This window comes from Robbsia sp. KACC 23696 (genome assembly GCF_039852015.1).
In the GTDB taxonomy this organism is placed as follows: Bacteria; Pseudomonadota; Gammaproteobacteria; order Burkholderiales; family Burkholderiaceae; genus Robbsia.
On record NZ_CP156626.1, the window covers coordinates 3043392 to 3057617 of the forward strand.

Sequence of the window (14226 nt, forward strand, 5' to 3'; positions counted from 1 at the left end):
TTTTGCGAGGATTCCGCATGCATCCGACCGATTCCGCCATCCGTTCCCTGAGCGTCGCCCAACAGGCGTTGCTGGCACCGCATGGCCTCGACGAAGCGCAATTGCTGCGCACGCTCGGCAGCATTTTCAAGGCACGCGTCGATTACGCGGACCTGTATTTCCAGACCACCCGCTCCGAAGCCTGGAGCCTGGAAGAAGGCATCGTCAAATCCGGCTCCTTCAGCATCGATCAGGGCGTTGGCGTGCGTGCCGTCGCCGGTGATCGTACGGCCTTCGCCTATTCGGACGATCTGTCGCCGCAGGCCCTGATGCAGGCAGCCGAAGCCACGCGCGCGATCGGCACCTTCAATCAGGGCAGCGGCAAGATCAAGGTACCCGGCAGTGGCAAGGGCGGCAAACGGATCGTGCCCGCCAGCGCGTTACGCGGCGTCCATGGTCGCGATCTGTATCTGCCGCACGACCCCTTGGAATCGATGGATGCGACAACCAAGGTGAAACTGCTTGAGCGCGTGGAAAAGATGGCGCGCAAGCGCGACCCGCGCATCAAGCAAGTGATGGCCGGCCTCGCGGGCGAATACGACATCGTCATGGTCGCCCGCAGCGACGGCATCATGGCAGCCGACATTCGCCCGCTGGTGCGCCTCTCGGTCACGGTGATCGCCGAGCAGGACGGCCGCCGTGAGGTGGGCAGCGGCGGTGGCGGCGGTCGCTTCGACTACCTGTATTTCACCGACGAAAAGCTCGAGAGCTATGTCGATGACGCCGTACGCTCGGCACTGGTGAATCTGGAAGCGAAGCCGGCGCCGGCCGGCAATATGAGTGTCGTACTCGGCCCGGGTTGGCCTGGCGTGCTGCTGCACGAAGCGGTGGGACACGGTCTGGAAGGCGATTTCAACCGTAAGGGCTCGTCCGCCTTCGCCGGCAAGATCGGCGAGCGCGTGGCCGCGCCGGGCATCACCATCGTCGACGACGGCACGCTGCCGAATCGACGCGGTTCGCTGAATATCGATGACGAAGGCAATCCCACGCAGTGCACGACGCTGATCGAGGACGGCATTCTGAAAGGCTATATCCAGGACACCTTGAATGCCCGCCTGATGAATATGCCGGTAACGGGCAATGCGCGCCGGGAGTCCTACTCGGCACTGCCCATGCCGCGCATGACCAACACCTATATGTTGAACGGCGACAAGGCCCCCGAGGAGATCATCGCCTCGGTGAAAAAGGGTCTATATGCCGTCAACTTCGGCGGCGGCCAGGTGGACATCACGAACGGCAAGTTCGTGTTCTCCGCGTCCGAGGCCTATATGATCGAAGACGGCAAGATCACCTATCCGGTCAAGGGCGCGACCCTGATCGGCAGCGGACCCGAATCGCTGAAATACGTCAGCATGATCGGCAACGACATGGCGCTGGATCGCGGCGTGGGCGTATGCGGCAAGGATGGCCAAAGCGTCCCCGTGGGCGTGGGGCAACCGACGCTGCGGATCGACCGCATGACCGTGGGTGGGACCGCTTAAGAATTATCGCAATCTGCGAAAAACAACAAAATTATGCGGACTATTCGCATGAGAAGCGTCAATTATGAGGATTGTCCGCATAATTAACCGACCCGCTTGCCTTGCGCGAATGCGGGGCGTATAACGTTTCTCTATCGACGCCGCCGCGGCGTCGTGTCGCAGGGATATCGCGACGGTGCCGCGGCTGCCTCTCTGAACGACTGTTGCCAGTGATGACCATGTCTCATTCCGCCCGCTTTTATTTTGCGTTTTATTTTTATCTCGAGCCCATGGCGGACGGAGAGGCGTGCTGACGCACTGAACACACCGAAACGAACCGCCAGCTCCGTCTGGCGGTTTTTTTTTGCTTCGCTTTTTTGTCGCCCGGTCGCGCTGTGTCGTGACCAGACAAGTACGGAATGGAACGTCGGCCAAGCGCAGACAACACAGATAGACAGACCAGGAAAACGATATGAGCCCGCACAACACCGATGACGTTCGGATTCGCGAAATGAAAGAGCTGACGCCCCCCGCGCACCTGCTGCGTGAATTCCCATGCGACGAGGCTTCCTCGCAACTGATCTTCGAATCCCGCGCCGCGCTGCATCGGATACTGCACGGGATGGAAGACCGCTTGATCGTCATCGTCGGGCCCTGTTCGATCCACGATACGAAAGCGGCGCTCGAATACGCCGCCCGCCTGCGCGAACAACGCGAGCGCTTCAAGGGCGAGCTCGAAGTCATCATGCGGGTGTACTTCGAGAAGCCGCGTACGACCGTCGGCTGGAAAGGCCTGATCAACGATCCGAAGCTCGATAACAGTTTCAAGATCAACGAAGGATTGCGTACCGCGCGTGAACTGCTGGTGGAAATCAATCGACTGGGCGTGCCGGCCGGCACGGAATTCCTCGACATGATCAGCCCGCAATACATTGCCGACCTGGTGTCGTGGGGCGCAATCGGGGCGCGGACGACGGAATCCCAGGTGCATCGGGAACTCGCTTCCGGCCTCTCCTGCCCGGTCGGCTTCAAGAATGGCACCGATGGCAACGTGAAGATCGCCGTGGACGCGATCAAGTCGGCATCGCAACCGCATCACTTCCTCTCGGTGACGAAGGGCGGCCATTCGGCGATCGTCTCGACGGCCGGCAACGAGGATTGCCATGTGATCCTGCGCGGTGGCAAGACGCCGAACTACGATGCCGCGAGCGTCGATGCCGCCTGCACGCAGATCGGCCAGGCCGGCCTGGCGCCGCGCCTGATGGTGGACGCGAGCCATGCCAACAGCGAGAAGAAGCATCAGAACCAGATTCCGGTGTGCGCGAATATCGGTGCGCAGATCGCCGGTGGCGAGCAGCGCATCGTCGGCGTGATGGTCGAATCGCACCTGGTGGCGGGACGTCAAGACCTGGCCCCGGGCTGCACGCTCGACGATCTGCAATACGGTCAAAGCATCACCGATGCCTGTATCGGCTGGGAAGACAGCCTCGGCGTACTGGAAACACTGGCGGCCGCCGTGCGTCAGCGCCGCGTCCTGCATGGCCGCGGCAACTGATTACGTTTGTTGCAAGGTGGCGAGCGCGCGCTTCACGTAATCTTCGCGTTTCAGCAGAATCGATCCGTTGTGGTTCGCGCTCAGCTTGTCGGAACGACGCATGACATATCGGTGCGTGCGCGTCATCAGCGATTCGCCGCGTTTATTGATAATGGCATCGCCACCCGCTTGCTCCACTACTTGCCCGATGTGACCCACCGACGATGCGTGCTTGTAGAAACGCGGCGGCAATGCCAGCGCCGCGTCCTGCAGGACGCGCGGCCATGGCGCCAGGGAGGCGTCTCTGTGCCAGGGATCGGTCAGTTCCCGCGTCATTCTGCGCGCGAGGAAAAAACTGAACATCGCACAGTCCCGTGCCGATTTCTGCAAGTTCATCGAGATGACCAATCGATACGGCGCGCTTGCCGGATCGAACGCGGCTGGCAAGATCGTGCCGAAAAAATCGTGATACACCGAGGCGAGTACCAGACCCATTCGGTGCATCGGCGTCAATTCGGATACCGCCTGCACTTCCGCGATATCGAACGCCGGCAGTGACGCCGGCTCGACGTAGACCAGCGAGAGCCGTGCACCCGTGCGCGCTTCGTCGCGCCGCACCGACATGGCAACCGTATGCACCGTTTGCGACGCCCTATCGTTCATCGGTACGATGGCATTGAAATAGACGGACCGATCCGAGGCCGTGTGACGCTGCAGATCGGCGACAAAGGCCGATAAGGTCGGATAGGATGCCATCTCGTGCGCGACAGGCAGCGCCCGCACCAGAAACGGCATCGCATCGCGATCCATCTGGTTGCTGTGAAAATCGAGAAAGCCATTGCGCGCGCGGTTGCGCGCGATGTCCTGATACAGCTGATACGCAGCGTGCGCGTCAGCCGGTTCCGCTTCCGGCTCAGGAAACACGGTGCGATTCATTACCGCACCGCGGCCAGGGACCGGTGCGCAGGTTCTCGGCCCTGCGTTGAACGCCGTCGATGCAGAGGGTTCGCTCGACATATATCGTTATCCTGAAGGATTGGGGTCGCACCACTGCCTCGTAGAACACCTATAGCAAGAAGAACGGGATCACTGGAATGCGTTTCTATTTTGCCGCATTTCATCGGAACGTCGAGGCAAAGCACGGCGTTAGCGCTCGACCTATATCGATAGGACTATGGCGCTGGTCACCGCCGCTTGGACGAACCGTGCGTGCAACGCGGACGGACGGGCTCAGGCAGGCCGCAGGCTGCGTTATCCGCGTGCCGGACCGATCTTACGCATTGCGTCCGGAGCGCCAGTACACCTCGGCATGACCGGCCGCGAGATTGACCTGACGCGACATGACGAAGAGCAGGTCGGAGAGCCGATTCAGATACAGACGGCTGGCCCGCGAGACGGCATCAGCCGGCGCGCCTGCTTCCGCGGCCAGACGCCATACGGTGCGTTCGGCCCGTCGGCAGACGGTGCGCGCCACATGCGCCGACGCTGCCGCGCGGCTACCGCCCGGCAGGATGAATTCGCGCAGCGGCGGCAGCTCGGCGTTCACGTCGGCAATCCAGGCGTCGAGCTGCGCGACGTCGGCGTCGTCGATGCCGGGATATTGCATCCCCGGCATCGCCAGTTCGCCGCCGAGGTTGAACAAGTGATGCTGGATTTCGATCACGCGCGCGCGAACGGCCTCGGGAATCGCTTCGGTGGAAAAGAGCCCGAGCGTCGCATTCAACTCGTCGACGTCGCCGATTGCGGCGATGCGCAAAGCCGTTTTCGGCACCCGCGACAGATCGCCGAGCCCGGTCGTCCCGTCGTCGCCGGTCCGCGTCACGATCTTCGTCAGCCTGTTGCCTTTTCCCGTCGCCATTTTTGCCCGCTCCTTTTATGACCTTGGCCAGGCGCCACGGTCCGAATACAGCCCAACGCCCGACAATCGCGCATTTTAGAACGGATGGCGAATACCCGAAGTCTTACTTTGAATAGTTGCACCGCGTGATGCCGCGGCAATCAAGCGTAGAATTCAGGTCATCCCATGACTTACGACGTCGCTTCGGCACGCGCTTTCCATCATGACCTCAGCGCCTCATTCGGCTTCGGCCGCTTCCTCCGCCCACGCGCCGCACGGCGTGAAATCGCGCGGTCCGCTGTCTGCTGCATTGCTCGATGCCTTGCAGAGTCGCTTCGGCACGCGCTTCAGCACGTCCGACGCGGTCCGTGAACACCACGGCCGTGACGAGTCGCCCTATGATCCGGTGCCGCCCGACGCCGTGGTCTTTGCGCACTCAACCGAGGAAGTCAGCGACATCGTCAAGCTGTGCGCCAAGTACGACACGCCGATCATTCCCTACGGCGCCGGTTCGTCGATCGAAGGGCAATTGCTGGCGATCGAAGGCGGCATCTCGATCGATTTATCCGAAATGAATGCGCTCGTGTCGGTGCACGCGGAAGATCTGACCGCCACCGTCCAGGCCGGCGTGACGCGCAAGGCGCTGAACGAGCACCTGCGCGACACGGGCTTGTTCTTCCCGATCGATCCGGGTGCCGATGCCAGCCTGGGCGGCATGGCGTCCACGCGCGCGTCCGGCACGAATGCGGTCCACTACGGCTCGATGCGCGAGAATGTGCTCGACCTGACCGTTGTGCTGGCCGATGGCCGCGTGATCAAGACGGGCACGCGCGCGCGCAAGTCCTCGGCGGGCTATGACCTGACGCGCCTGTTCGTCGGCTCGGAAGGCACGCTCGGCATCATCACCGAGGTCACGGTTCGACTGTATCCGCAGCCGGAGCATCTGTCGGTGGCCATCTGCACCTTCCCGTCGATGAACGAGGCGGTGCAGACGGTGATCGAGACGATCCAGCTGGGTGTGCCGGTCTCGCGCGTCGAGTTCATCGATCCGCTCGCGATCCGCGCCTTGAACGAGTATTCGAAGCTGTCGATGACGGAAGCGCCGACGCTTTTCTTCGAATTTCAAGGCTCGCAATCGGCCATCGACGAGCAGATCGCCACCGTGCGCGAGCTGGCCGACGGCCACGGCGCATCGGATTTTCAATGGGCGACGAAGCCCGAAGACCGTAACAAGCTGTGGACCGCACGGCACAATGCGCTGTTTGCCTTCCTGCAATTGCGTCCCGGCTGCAAGGCGATCACGACCGATGTCTGCGTGCCGATCTCGCGTCTGGCGGACTGCGTCAACGAGACCGCCACCGATCTCGCCGCCTCGGGTCTGCTATGTCCGATCGTCGGACACGTCGGGGACGGTAATTTCCACGTGCTGATTCTGGTCGATCCGAATACCGAGGGCGAGTTTGAAAAGGGCGAGGCCTTGAACCAGCGCCTGGTGCGTCGCGCGATCGCGATGGACGGCACCTGTACCGGCGAGCATGGCATCGGCCTGCACAAGATGGGCTTCCTGATCGAGGAACACGGCGAAGATCTGATCGGCGTGATGCGCGCGATCAAGCATGCGCTCGATCCGAAGAATCTGATGAACCCGGGCAAGATCTTCGCCTTCGACGGGCCGACGCTGCCTCTCGCCGCTGCCTGATCTGACGGCGTCGTCCGGCGTGCCTCAGCGGCGCACCGGCGATGCATCGACAGGACGCGCACAGTCTATTCGAGACGACCGCGGCATCAGCCCGGTCGCCCCCCTCGGCTTCGCGCCGAGGATTTTTTTTGCTTATCCGATCGTTGCATATGCTTGCCGCATTAGCCGCCCTGCTGGGCTTTCAATTGCTGGGCGAAGCCCTCGCCCTGTTGTTTCATCTGCCGATCCCGGGTCCGGTCATCGGCATGATCCTGTTATTCATTTTCCTGTTATGCCGTCCGGGCGCGGCCCGGACCGTCGAACCGGCGGCCGATACCTTGCTTAAGCATTTGTCGCTGCTGTTCGTGCCGGCCGGAGCCGGCGTGATGGCCTTCGGTTCGCAGGTTGGCGGAGAACTGCCGGCCATCGTCGTCACCTTGTTGATCAGTGCCATTCTCGCGATCGCCGTCACGGCGCTGGTCACACGCGCCTTGATGCGGGTCTGCAGCAAAGAGAAACACCGGCAGGTGGCGCAATGACCGGCTCTCTCGACCTGGCGGCAATCTGGACGCATATATCGGCATCGCCGGTGTTTGCCTTGGTGCTCACGCTCTGTGCCTACCTGATCGCCTTGGTGCTCTTTCGCCGGTCCGGCTCGCATCCGCTGGCCAATCCGGTATTGATCTCGATCGTCCTGATCGTGCTGGTGTTGTCGCTGACGCATACGCCGTACGCAACGTACTTCCAGGGCGCGCAGATGATTCACTTTCTGCTCGGTCCGGCAACGGTGGCGCTCGCGGTGCCTTTGTTCCGCCAATCGGCAAAGCTGCGGCGCTCGCTGCTGCCCTTGCTGGGCGGCCTGGTCGCCGGCTCGCTGACCGCCATTCTGTCCGCAGTCTTCGTCGCGCACTGGCTGGGGCTCCCGTGGCAGACGGTGGCGTCATTGGCACCGAAATCGGTGACGACGCCGATCGCGATGGCCATTTCCGAAAAAATCGGCGGCCTGCCTTCCCTGACGGCGGTGCTGGTCATCGCCACCGGCATCACCGGCGCCGTGCTCGGCCCGACGATCCTGCGCCTGCTGCGCGTGCGTGAGCACGAGGCGGGCGGCTTTGCGATCGGCGTGGCATCGCACGGTATCGGCACGGCCCGCGCCTTCCAGACCAGCGCCGAAATGGGTGCGTTCTCAGGGCTGGGAATGGGCATCAATGCGATCTTCACCGCGATCGTCGTCCCTTTCCTGCTGCCCTTGCTGGCCGCCTGGCTCGGCGGCTGATATCGCTAACCGGCCCTGCACGAAAGTGATACCGTGAGACCTTCGGCTTTTGTCTTTCCCCTTGATCGCGCCATGTCATCGTCCCCTGCGTCCTCTCCGTCCCCCGCCGACAGCCATGACCGCACACGCTTGCACGCGCAGTTCGACGCGGTGCAGGCGCGAATAAGCGACGCCGCCCGGCAAGCCCATCGCACGCCGGACAGCGTTCGCCTGCTCGCTGTCTCAAAAACGTTTCCCGCCGACGATGTGCGTCGCGTACATGCCTTCGGTCAGCATGCGTTTGGCGAGAACTATGTACAGGAAGCGGTGGAGAAGATCGCCGCATTGCGCGACCTGCGGGCGGACTTGGAGTGGCATTTCATCGGCCCGTTGCAGAGCAACAAGACGCGTGCGGTCGCCGAGGCGTTCGATTGGGTGCATACGGTGGATCGCTTGAAGATCGCCACGCGCCTGTCGGAACAGCGCCCGACCGATTTACCGCCGCTGAATATCTGCGTTCAGGTGAATATCAGCGATGAGCCGAGCAAGAGCGGTGTAGCGCCGGCCGATACGCTGGCATTGATTCGTGACATCGCGGCACTGCCGCGTCTGACGTTGCGCGGCCTGATGGCTATTCCGGCTGCCGTGGGCAGCGATGCATCGCCGGAAGCGAAGCGGGCGCCGCATCGCGCCTTGCAGCAGTTGCTGATCGCGGCCCGCGAGGCGGGTTTCGACCTCGACACGGTATCGGCGGGCATGTCGGACGATCTCGAGGCGGCCATTCAAGAAGGCAGTACGCTAGTGCGTATCGGCTCGGCCCTCTTCGGTCGACGCGGCCACGGCGTGCGCGGCGCGTAATCAGCCTGTCAGGATAGGACGCTAATCCATCAAGCCGTTCTGACCTCTTCGAGCAAATCGGGATGGCGATCCAGTAGCTTAAACAACTTGACCAAAGCCAGGGGCGGCTTGGTCTTTCCGTTCTCGTATCTCGAAAAAGCGTTGATACCGCCGCCAAAGATTTCGGCCGCCTCGCGTTGATCGAGGTCCAATTTCTTGCGCACCTCCGCAATGAAGCTCGGATCGACAATCGCTGCATTTACCTGCTTGGAAAACGCGCGCATCTCGCGCATGACACGCGCCGATTCGGCTGCATCGAGGAGGGACTCCGAACAAGCAGGACAAAAATCACCTGTAACGGCAGCGATGACGGTGTGCGCGCCCTTATAAGTGTAGGTTTGGTCGCGCGTATCGTGAATCAATTCCGCAGCACCACAAACTGGACATTTCACAGTCATAGCTCCTTGAAAGACACGATCAGCACGTCAGCGACGACCGTTAGTTTTAGATAAACATCGCCGACTGGCGTGCGTGGACGATAGACGTCTTGCCACACGGTGTGATCGGCGTAAGTGGTCATGCTTTTGAAGAAATCCGCCGATGTCAGCGCCAACACGATATCCAACATGTCGCTCAGCGAAAGTCCTAGCGCGTTTGCGCCCGCACGAGCCGAGTGCGTAGTACGAACGTTGCCAGCTTCCACTAAGACTTTGATAACCGACAGCTTACAGTGAGGCGCACTTTTTTCCATTACGCAATTTAACCTACTTGGTATAATTTGGCAAGTAGGTTAAATTTTCGTTCGTCGTCCATTTTGAAACGGCTCGGCCCTCTTCGGTCGACGCGACCACGGCGTGCGCGGCGCGTAAAAAAACGCCGGCGGTGCAGTCATGCACACGCCGGCGTCTTTTCTACCGCAGTCCGTTCAGGGTGATCACACCACCACGGACAGCCCCAAGGTCAATGCCAATGCCACGACGGAAATGATCGTCTCCAGCACGGACCACGTCTTGAAGGTCTGCGCGACGGTCATGTTCAGGTATTCCTTGATCAGCCAGAAGCCGCCGTCGTTGACGTGCGAGAAGATCAAGGAGCCCGCCCCGGTTGCCAATACCAGCAATTCCGGACGCGTCCCGGTGGCCGCCGCCGCGATCGGGGCGATGATGCCGGCCGCCGTCGTCATCGCCACCGTGGCGGAACCCGTCGCCAGACGGATCAGCGCCGCCACCAGCCAGGCCAATATCAGCAAGGGCACGTGCGCACCGGTTGCCACATCGACGATCGCCTTCGACGTCCCGCTATCCATCAAGATACGACCGAAACCGGCACCGGCGCCCACCACCAGCGTGATGCTGGCCGTCGGTGCGAGGCAATCGTTCGACCACTTCAGGATCATGTCGCGCGTAAAGCCACGCGCCTTGCCGAACGTATAGAAACTCAACAACACCGCCAGCAGCAGCGCCATATCGGGATTGCCGAGCAAGCGCAGCAGATCGTTTGCCGTCGACTTCGGCGTCGTGATCAGATCGGCCCAACTGCCGACCAGCATCAACGCAACCGGCAGCAACACCGTCACCAGCGTCAGGCCGAAGCTCGGCAAATCGCGCTTCGTCCCGTCATCCTTCGCCGTAAACTGATCGGCGATCGGATTGTGTTCCGGCAAGGTGATGTGCGGCGCGATGAACTTCGCCCACAGCGGACCGGCGCAGATCGCCGTCGGGATACCCACGATCAGCGCGAACATGATCGTTCGGCCGATATCGGCGTTGTAAGCACTTACCGCCAGCAGCGCGGCCGGATGCGGCGGCACGAGACCGTGCACGACCGACAGACCGGCAATCATCGGCAAGCCGACCTTGATCATCGAGACGCCGGTGCGACGCGCCACGTTGAACGCGATAGGCACCAACAGCACGAAGCCCACTTCGAAGAACACGGGCAGACCGACCAGGAAGCCGATGCACATCATCGCCCACTCGACGTTCTTCACGCCGAACGCGTTGATCATGGTCTGCGCGATGCGTTCCGCGCCGCCCGATTCGGCCATCATCTTGCCGAGCATCGTCCCGAGACCCACCACGATGGCAATGTGCCCCAATGCACCGCCAACGCCCGTCTCAAAAGACTTCACGATCGTCGGAATCGGCATGCCGACCACCAGCGCCAGCACGACCGACACCACCATCAAGGTGATGAACGGGTTCAACTTGAATTTCGCGATCAGCACGATCAGCGCGATCACCGCTACCAGTGCGTACACCAGCAGCATCCCTCCATGAACGGGTGCCATCTTTTTTTCTCCTGAATCGGTCGCGTATTGTATTGAAATTGTTGGCTGCGGCGGCGTATTTTCGGGCATCCGCCAGCCCGGGTGTTCTTCTTTTATGCGTTTGTTGCGTGCCCGACGCGCGACCAATGGGGGCGGACGCCTCCCCGTTGACAACGCTTACATCGCTCCGGCCGTATTTCGGCGGCGGTGGCAACGCGAGCTCCGCACCGCGCATCGCCGGATGCCGGCGCGGTGCGATACCCTGGCCACGGCGATCATTGCCATGACCATCGGCGTTCCCACCGCGGCGCTTTTCTCAGGGCTTCTTATAGGCGACGCAATCGACTTCGACCTTGCAGTCGATGACCATGCTCGATTGCACACAGGCGCGCGCGGGCGGGTTCGCACCGAAATACTCGGCGAAGACGCGATTGAACGACATGAAGTCGCGCGCGTCGTCGAGCCAGACGCCGCAGCGCATCACGTGCTCCGGACCATAGCCGGCCTCTTCGAGGATGGCTAGCAGATTGCGGATGGCCTGATGCGATTGCGTAACGATACCGCCCTCCACCACCTCGCCATTGACCATCGGCGTCTGCCCCGACACCCACAGCCACCCATCGGCTTGCGTCGCCCGCGCAAACGGCAAGTTCTGTCCGCCCGTGCCTTTGCCGCCTTCTACGCCATAGCGTTTGATGTCCGTCATGTTGTCGATACTCCTGCTCGATTAAAAGGAATTGAAGTCGTCAGATCGTCGGCATCGTTGCCGCGTCGATCGGGCCGCGTGCGACGAAGCGGCCGCCCCGTGCGCCCGTCAGTCGACCGTTGCGATAGGTCAGCGTGCCATTGACCCAGACCGCGGCGATGCCTGCCGCCGCTTGAACCGGATCGTCGAAGGTGGCCACGTCGATGATCGTGGCCGGATCGAACAAGGTCAGGTCCGCCCAATAACCGGAGCGGATCTCGCCCCGCTCGGTCAGGCCGAAACGCGATGCGGGCAGACCGGTCATCTTGTGGACGGCGACGCTGCGCGGCATCAGCGCGAGATCGCGGCTGTAATGACCGAGGATGCGCGGAAAAGCCCCCCATAGCCGCGGATGCGGCCGGGGATCCTCCGGCAAGCCATCGGAGCCGAACATCGTCAGCGGATGCAGCAGGATGCGCTGCACATCGTTCTCGTCCATGTTGTAGTAGACGGCACCGGCCGGCTGCAGCCGCCGCGCCGTTTCGTCGAGCGACACCTGCCAGTCGGCGGCGATATCGGCCAGGTGCCGGCCCGCCTGCTCCGGATGCGGCGTCGACCACGTGATCTTGATCGGAAAATCGCTGGTCACCTGCTTCAGATCCAGCGTCGACGAGCTGGCCGCATAGGGGTAGCAGTCGCAGCCCACCGGCTGATAACGTGCCGCGCCCGCGACGCTTTCCAGCACTTCGGCGCTGCGCCCCCAATTGCCGGCACCCGCGCATTTCAGATGCGAGACGATGACCGGCGCGCGTGCCGCCCGACCCACCGCATACGCCTCTTCCAGCGCCTCGAGGATCGGCGCGAATTCGCTACGCAGATGCGTGGTGTAGACGGCGCCATGATCGGCCAGCACCTGGGCCAGCCCCTGCACCTCTTCCGGCGTCGACGCGAAGGCATTGCCATAGGCCAGGCCGGTGCTCAGACCCAGCGCGCCGTCGGCCAGCGAGGCGTCCAATTCCGCGCGCATCGCGGCGACTTCGGCTTCCGTCGCGGCGCGGTCGAAACGGTCGAGATGATTGCTGCGCAGCGCCGTATGGCCGATCAGCGCGCCGACATTGACCGCCGGCTGCGCGGCATCTACTGCCGCGCGATAGGCGGCAAAGGTCGGATAGCGAAAGACATCGGGCGTGCCGAGCAGATTCATCGGATCCGGTGCCGGCACCGACGGGTCGCGCAAGCGCACCGGCGAGGCACTGATGCCGCAATTGCCGACGATCACCGTCGTGACACCTTGCGACACCTTCGGCAGCATCTCCGGCAGGCGGATCGCGACGGTATCGTCATGAGTGTGGGCATCGATGAAGCCGGGTGCCAGCACCAGCCCCCGACCGTCGATATCGTCGTGGCGCGCACTCGCCTTGAGCCGCAGCAAATCGCCCGGCGCCATGATGTCGACGATGCGGCCGTCGCGCAGCGCGACATCGGCGCGATAGGCGGGGCCCCCGCTGCCGTCTTCCACTTCGACATCGTGGATGATCGTGTCGTAGACCGGCCGCGCCTCGGCCGATCGCACGCGTCGCATCGCATTGTCGTTGCCCATCGTCCTGCTGTCTTCGTGACGGTTCGTCATGCTCGTCTCCTCTGCGTTCAATCGCCGAGCGGCAGTCGGTCATGCCGACCGTCGTTGCGATAACTATCCAACACCAATTTGACACGGCGCAGTCGTTCCTGGTTCTGCTCCGCGTGCAGAAGCGCGAACTGCGTCATCAGGATATCGATCGACAGCAACATGCCGTAGCGTGCCGCGGTCGGCTTATAGATAAAGTCCGTTTCGTCGACGCGTAACGGCAAGGTCACGTCGGCCAGCGCCGCCAACGGCGAATGCGGCATCGTGATGGCGAGGACCTTCGCCCCGTATCGCTGACCGATCCGCACCGCGTCCAGCAATTCCGGCGTCAAGCCGCTCATCGACAAGGCGAGGATCAGATGATCCGGCCCCGCCACGGCACTGGTCATCCGCATCAACACCGGGTCGTGATACGCCGCCACCGGCTTGCCCAGGCGCACGAGGCGATGCTGGCACTCGTCCGCCATCACCGTCGATGCGCCGCCCATCCCATAGCTGTGCACCGTACGCGCCGCGTTCAGCAATTGCACCGCCCGCGCAAAGTCGCGGGCGTCGAATTGCCTGAGCTGACCATGCAGGATCGTTTGGATATCGGCCACCACGGCGCCGAACGTCGATGCCACCGCTTCATCGGAGGCATACGCTTCGCCTTGCCGATCGGCGGGCGCGGTCGGCGCGGTCGGCGCGGTCGGCGCGGTCGGTGCCGCCGGCGACGCGTTAGCGCTGGCAGCGGCACCGCCGAAGCGTGCGCCGACAGCCTGCGCCTGGGCCAATTGCATGCGCAGATCGCGGATATCCTGGCAGCCCACCGTCTTCGCAAAACGCGACAAGGCCGAACGGCTGACGCCGGCGCGGGCAGCGAGCTGATCGATCGTCGCCGACGCAGCGAAGGTCAGATCCTGCAGGCACGCATCGGCGATACGGTGCTCGGTCGCGCTGAAACGCGCGCGCAACGCGCTGATCTGATAAACGAGATCCATCGGACGGAAAAGGTTCGGCACGGAT

14 protein-coding genes are annotated in these 14226 nt (G+C 62.6%); 6 read left to right on the forward strand and 8 right to left on the reverse strand.

The features are described from left to right. Nucleotides 1-17: 17 nt before the first annotated feature. Nucleotides 18-1520 (forward strand): metalloprotease TldD, encoded by a 1503-nt coding sequence (tldD, locus tag ABEG21_RS12735; protein ID WP_347554937.1) that lies wholly within the window; start codon nucleotides 18-20, stop codon nucleotides 1518-1520. A gap of 451 nt (nucleotides 1521-1971) precedes the next feature. Further along, the gene (aroG, locus tag ABEG21_RS12740; protein WP_347554938.1) at nucleotides 1972-3054 is read left to right on the forward strand and encodes a 3-deoxy-7-phosphoheptulonate synthase AroG; all 1083 of its coding nucleotides are present in this window, start codon (nucleotides 1972-1974) and stop codon (nucleotides 3052-3054) included. Here the strand turns inward: aroG and ABEG21_RS12745 are convergent, their stop codons facing one another. Next, nucleotides 3055-3969 (reverse strand): hypothetical protein, encoded by a 915-nt coding sequence (locus tag ABEG21_RS12745; RefSeq protein WP_347554939.1) that lies wholly within the window; start codon nucleotides 3967-3969, stop codon nucleotides 3055-3057. Nucleotides 3970-4306: 337 nt separating this feature from the next. Continuing rightward, nucleotides 4307-4891 carry a cob(I)yrinic acid a,c-diamide adenosyltransferase gene (locus ABEG21_RS12750; RefSeq protein ID WP_347554940.1) on the reverse strand — a complete coding sequence of 195 codons (585 nt, stop codon included), beginning with the start codon at nucleotides 4889-4891 and terminating at the stop codon, nucleotides 4307-4309. 202 nt (nucleotides 4892-5093) lie between these two features. Here ABEG21_RS12750 and ABEG21_RS12755 point away from each other — a divergent pair, with 202 nt between their 5' ends. The 4 genes from ABEG21_RS12755 (at nucleotide 5094) to ABEG21_RS12770 (ending at nucleotide 8661) form a co-directional block, all read left to right on the forward strand. Next, a complete protein-coding gene (locus ABEG21_RS12755) occupies nucleotides 5094-6569 on the forward strand; it encodes an FAD-linked oxidase C-terminal domain-containing protein (protein ID WP_347554941.1) in 1476 nt (491 codons plus the stop codon). Nucleotides 6570-6718: 149 nt separating this feature from the next. Next, a complete protein-coding gene (locus tag ABEG21_RS12760; RefSeq protein ID WP_347554942.1) occupies nucleotides 6719-7087 on the forward strand; it encodes a CidA/LrgA family protein in 369 nt (122 codons plus the stop codon). Then, entirely contained in the window at nucleotides 7084-7824 is a 741-nt protein-coding gene (locus tag ABEG21_RS12765) for an LrgB family protein (RefSeq protein ID WP_347554943.1), read from the forward strand. The genes ABEG21_RS12760 and ABEG21_RS12765 overlap by 4 nt, the downstream gene beginning before the upstream one ends. Nucleotides 7825-7896: 72 nt before the next feature. After that, nucleotides 7897-8661, forward strand: coding sequence for a YggS family pyridoxal phosphate-dependent enzyme (locus tag ABEG21_RS12770; RefSeq protein ID WP_347554944.1), 765 nt, complete (start codon nucleotides 7897-7899; stop codon nucleotides 8659-8661). 29 nt (nucleotides 8662-8690) lie between these two features. Here ABEG21_RS12770 and ABEG21_RS12775 read toward each other — a convergent pair whose 3' ends face one another. The 6 genes from ABEG21_RS12775 to ABEG21_RS12800 form a co-directional block, all read right to left on the reverse strand. Further along, on the reverse strand, nucleotides 8691-9092 hold the full coding sequence (locus tag ABEG21_RS12775; RefSeq protein WP_347556776.1) for a type II toxin-antitoxin system MqsA family antitoxin: 402 nt from the start codon (nucleotides 9090-9092) through the stop codon (nucleotides 8691-8693). Between the two features lie 2 nt (nucleotides 9093-9094). After that, nucleotides 9095-9391, reverse strand: a complete 297-nt coding sequence (locus ABEG21_RS12780) for a type II toxin-antitoxin system MqsR family toxin (protein ID WP_347554945.1) — start codon at nucleotides 9389-9391, stop codon at nucleotides 9095-9097. A 183-nt stretch (nucleotides 9392-9574) separates the two neighbouring features. Further along, a complete protein-coding gene (locus tag ABEG21_RS12785; RefSeq protein ID WP_347554946.1) occupies nucleotides 9575-10930 on the reverse strand; it encodes a gluconate:H+ symporter in 1356 nt (451 codons plus the stop codon). Between the two features lie 295 nt (nucleotides 10931-11225). Further along, a complete protein-coding gene (locus ABEG21_RS12790; protein ID WP_347554947.1) occupies nucleotides 11226-11615 on the reverse strand; it encodes a RidA family protein in 390 nt (129 codons plus the stop codon). Nucleotides 11616-11655: 40 nt separating this feature from the next. After that, entirely contained in the window at nucleotides 11656-13176 is a 1521-nt protein-coding gene (locus ABEG21_RS12795; protein WP_347556777.1) for a D-aminoacylase, read from the reverse strand. A gap of 65 nt (nucleotides 13177-13241) precedes the next feature. Then, nucleotides 13242-14201: a MurR/RpiR family transcriptional regulator gene (locus ABEG21_RS12800; protein ID WP_347554948.1), complete on the reverse strand. Its 960-nt coding sequence runs from the start codon at nucleotides 14199-14201 to the stop codon at nucleotides 13242-13244. Nucleotides 14202-14226 lie beyond the last annotated feature (25 nt).

Bases quoted from the DNA above. Each gene is read 5' to 3' on its own strand.
- tldD (WP_347554937.1), top strand. From the start codon at position 18: ATGCATCCGACCGATTCCGCCATCCGTTCCCTGAGCGTCGCCCAACAG.
- aroG (WP_347554938.1), top strand. From the start codon at position 1,972: ATGAGCCCGCACAACACCGATGACGTTCGGATTCGCGAAATGAAAGAG.
- ABEG21_RS12745 (WP_347554939.1), bottom strand. From the start codon at position 3,969: ATGAATCGCACCGTGTTTCCTGAGCCGGAAGCGGAACCGGCTGACGCG.
- ABEG21_RS12750 (WP_347554940.1), bottom strand. From the start codon at position 4,891: ATGGCGACGGGAAAAGGCAACAGGCTGACGAAGATCGTGACGCGGACC.
- ABEG21_RS12755 (WP_347554941.1), top strand. From the start codon at position 5,094: ATGACCTCAGCGCCTCATTCGGCTTCGGCCGCTTCCTCCGCCCACGCG.
- ABEG21_RS12760 (WP_347554942.1), top strand. From the start codon at position 6,719: ATGCTTGCCGCATTAGCCGCCCTGCTGGGCTTTCAATTGCTGGGCGAA.
- ABEG21_RS12765 (WP_347554943.1), top strand. From the start codon at position 7,084: ATGACCGGCTCTCTCGACCTGGCGGCAATCTGGACGCATATATCGGCA.
- ABEG21_RS12770 (WP_347554944.1), top strand. From the start codon at position 7,897: ATGTCATCGTCCCCTGCGTCCTCTCCGTCCCCCGCCGACAGCCATGAC.
- ABEG21_RS12780 (WP_347554945.1), bottom strand. From the start codon at position 9,391: ATGGAAAAAAGTGCGCCTCACTGTAAGCTGTCGGTTATCAAAGTCTTA.
- ABEG21_RS12785 (WP_347554946.1), bottom strand. From the start codon at position 10,930: ATGGCACCCGTTCATGGAGGGATGCTGCTGGTGTACGCACTGGTAGCG.
- ABEG21_RS12790 (WP_347554947.1), bottom strand. From the start codon at position 11,615: ATGACGGACATCAAACGCTATGGCGTAGAAGGCGGCAAAGGCACGGGC.
- ABEG21_RS12795 (WP_347556777.1), bottom strand. From the start codon at position 13,176: ATGCGACGCGTGCGATCGGCCGAGGCGCGGCCGGTCTACGACACGATC.
- ABEG21_RS12800 (WP_347554948.1), bottom strand. From the start codon at position 14,201: ATGGATCTCGTTTATCAGATCAGCGCGTTGCGCGCGCGTTTCAGCGCG.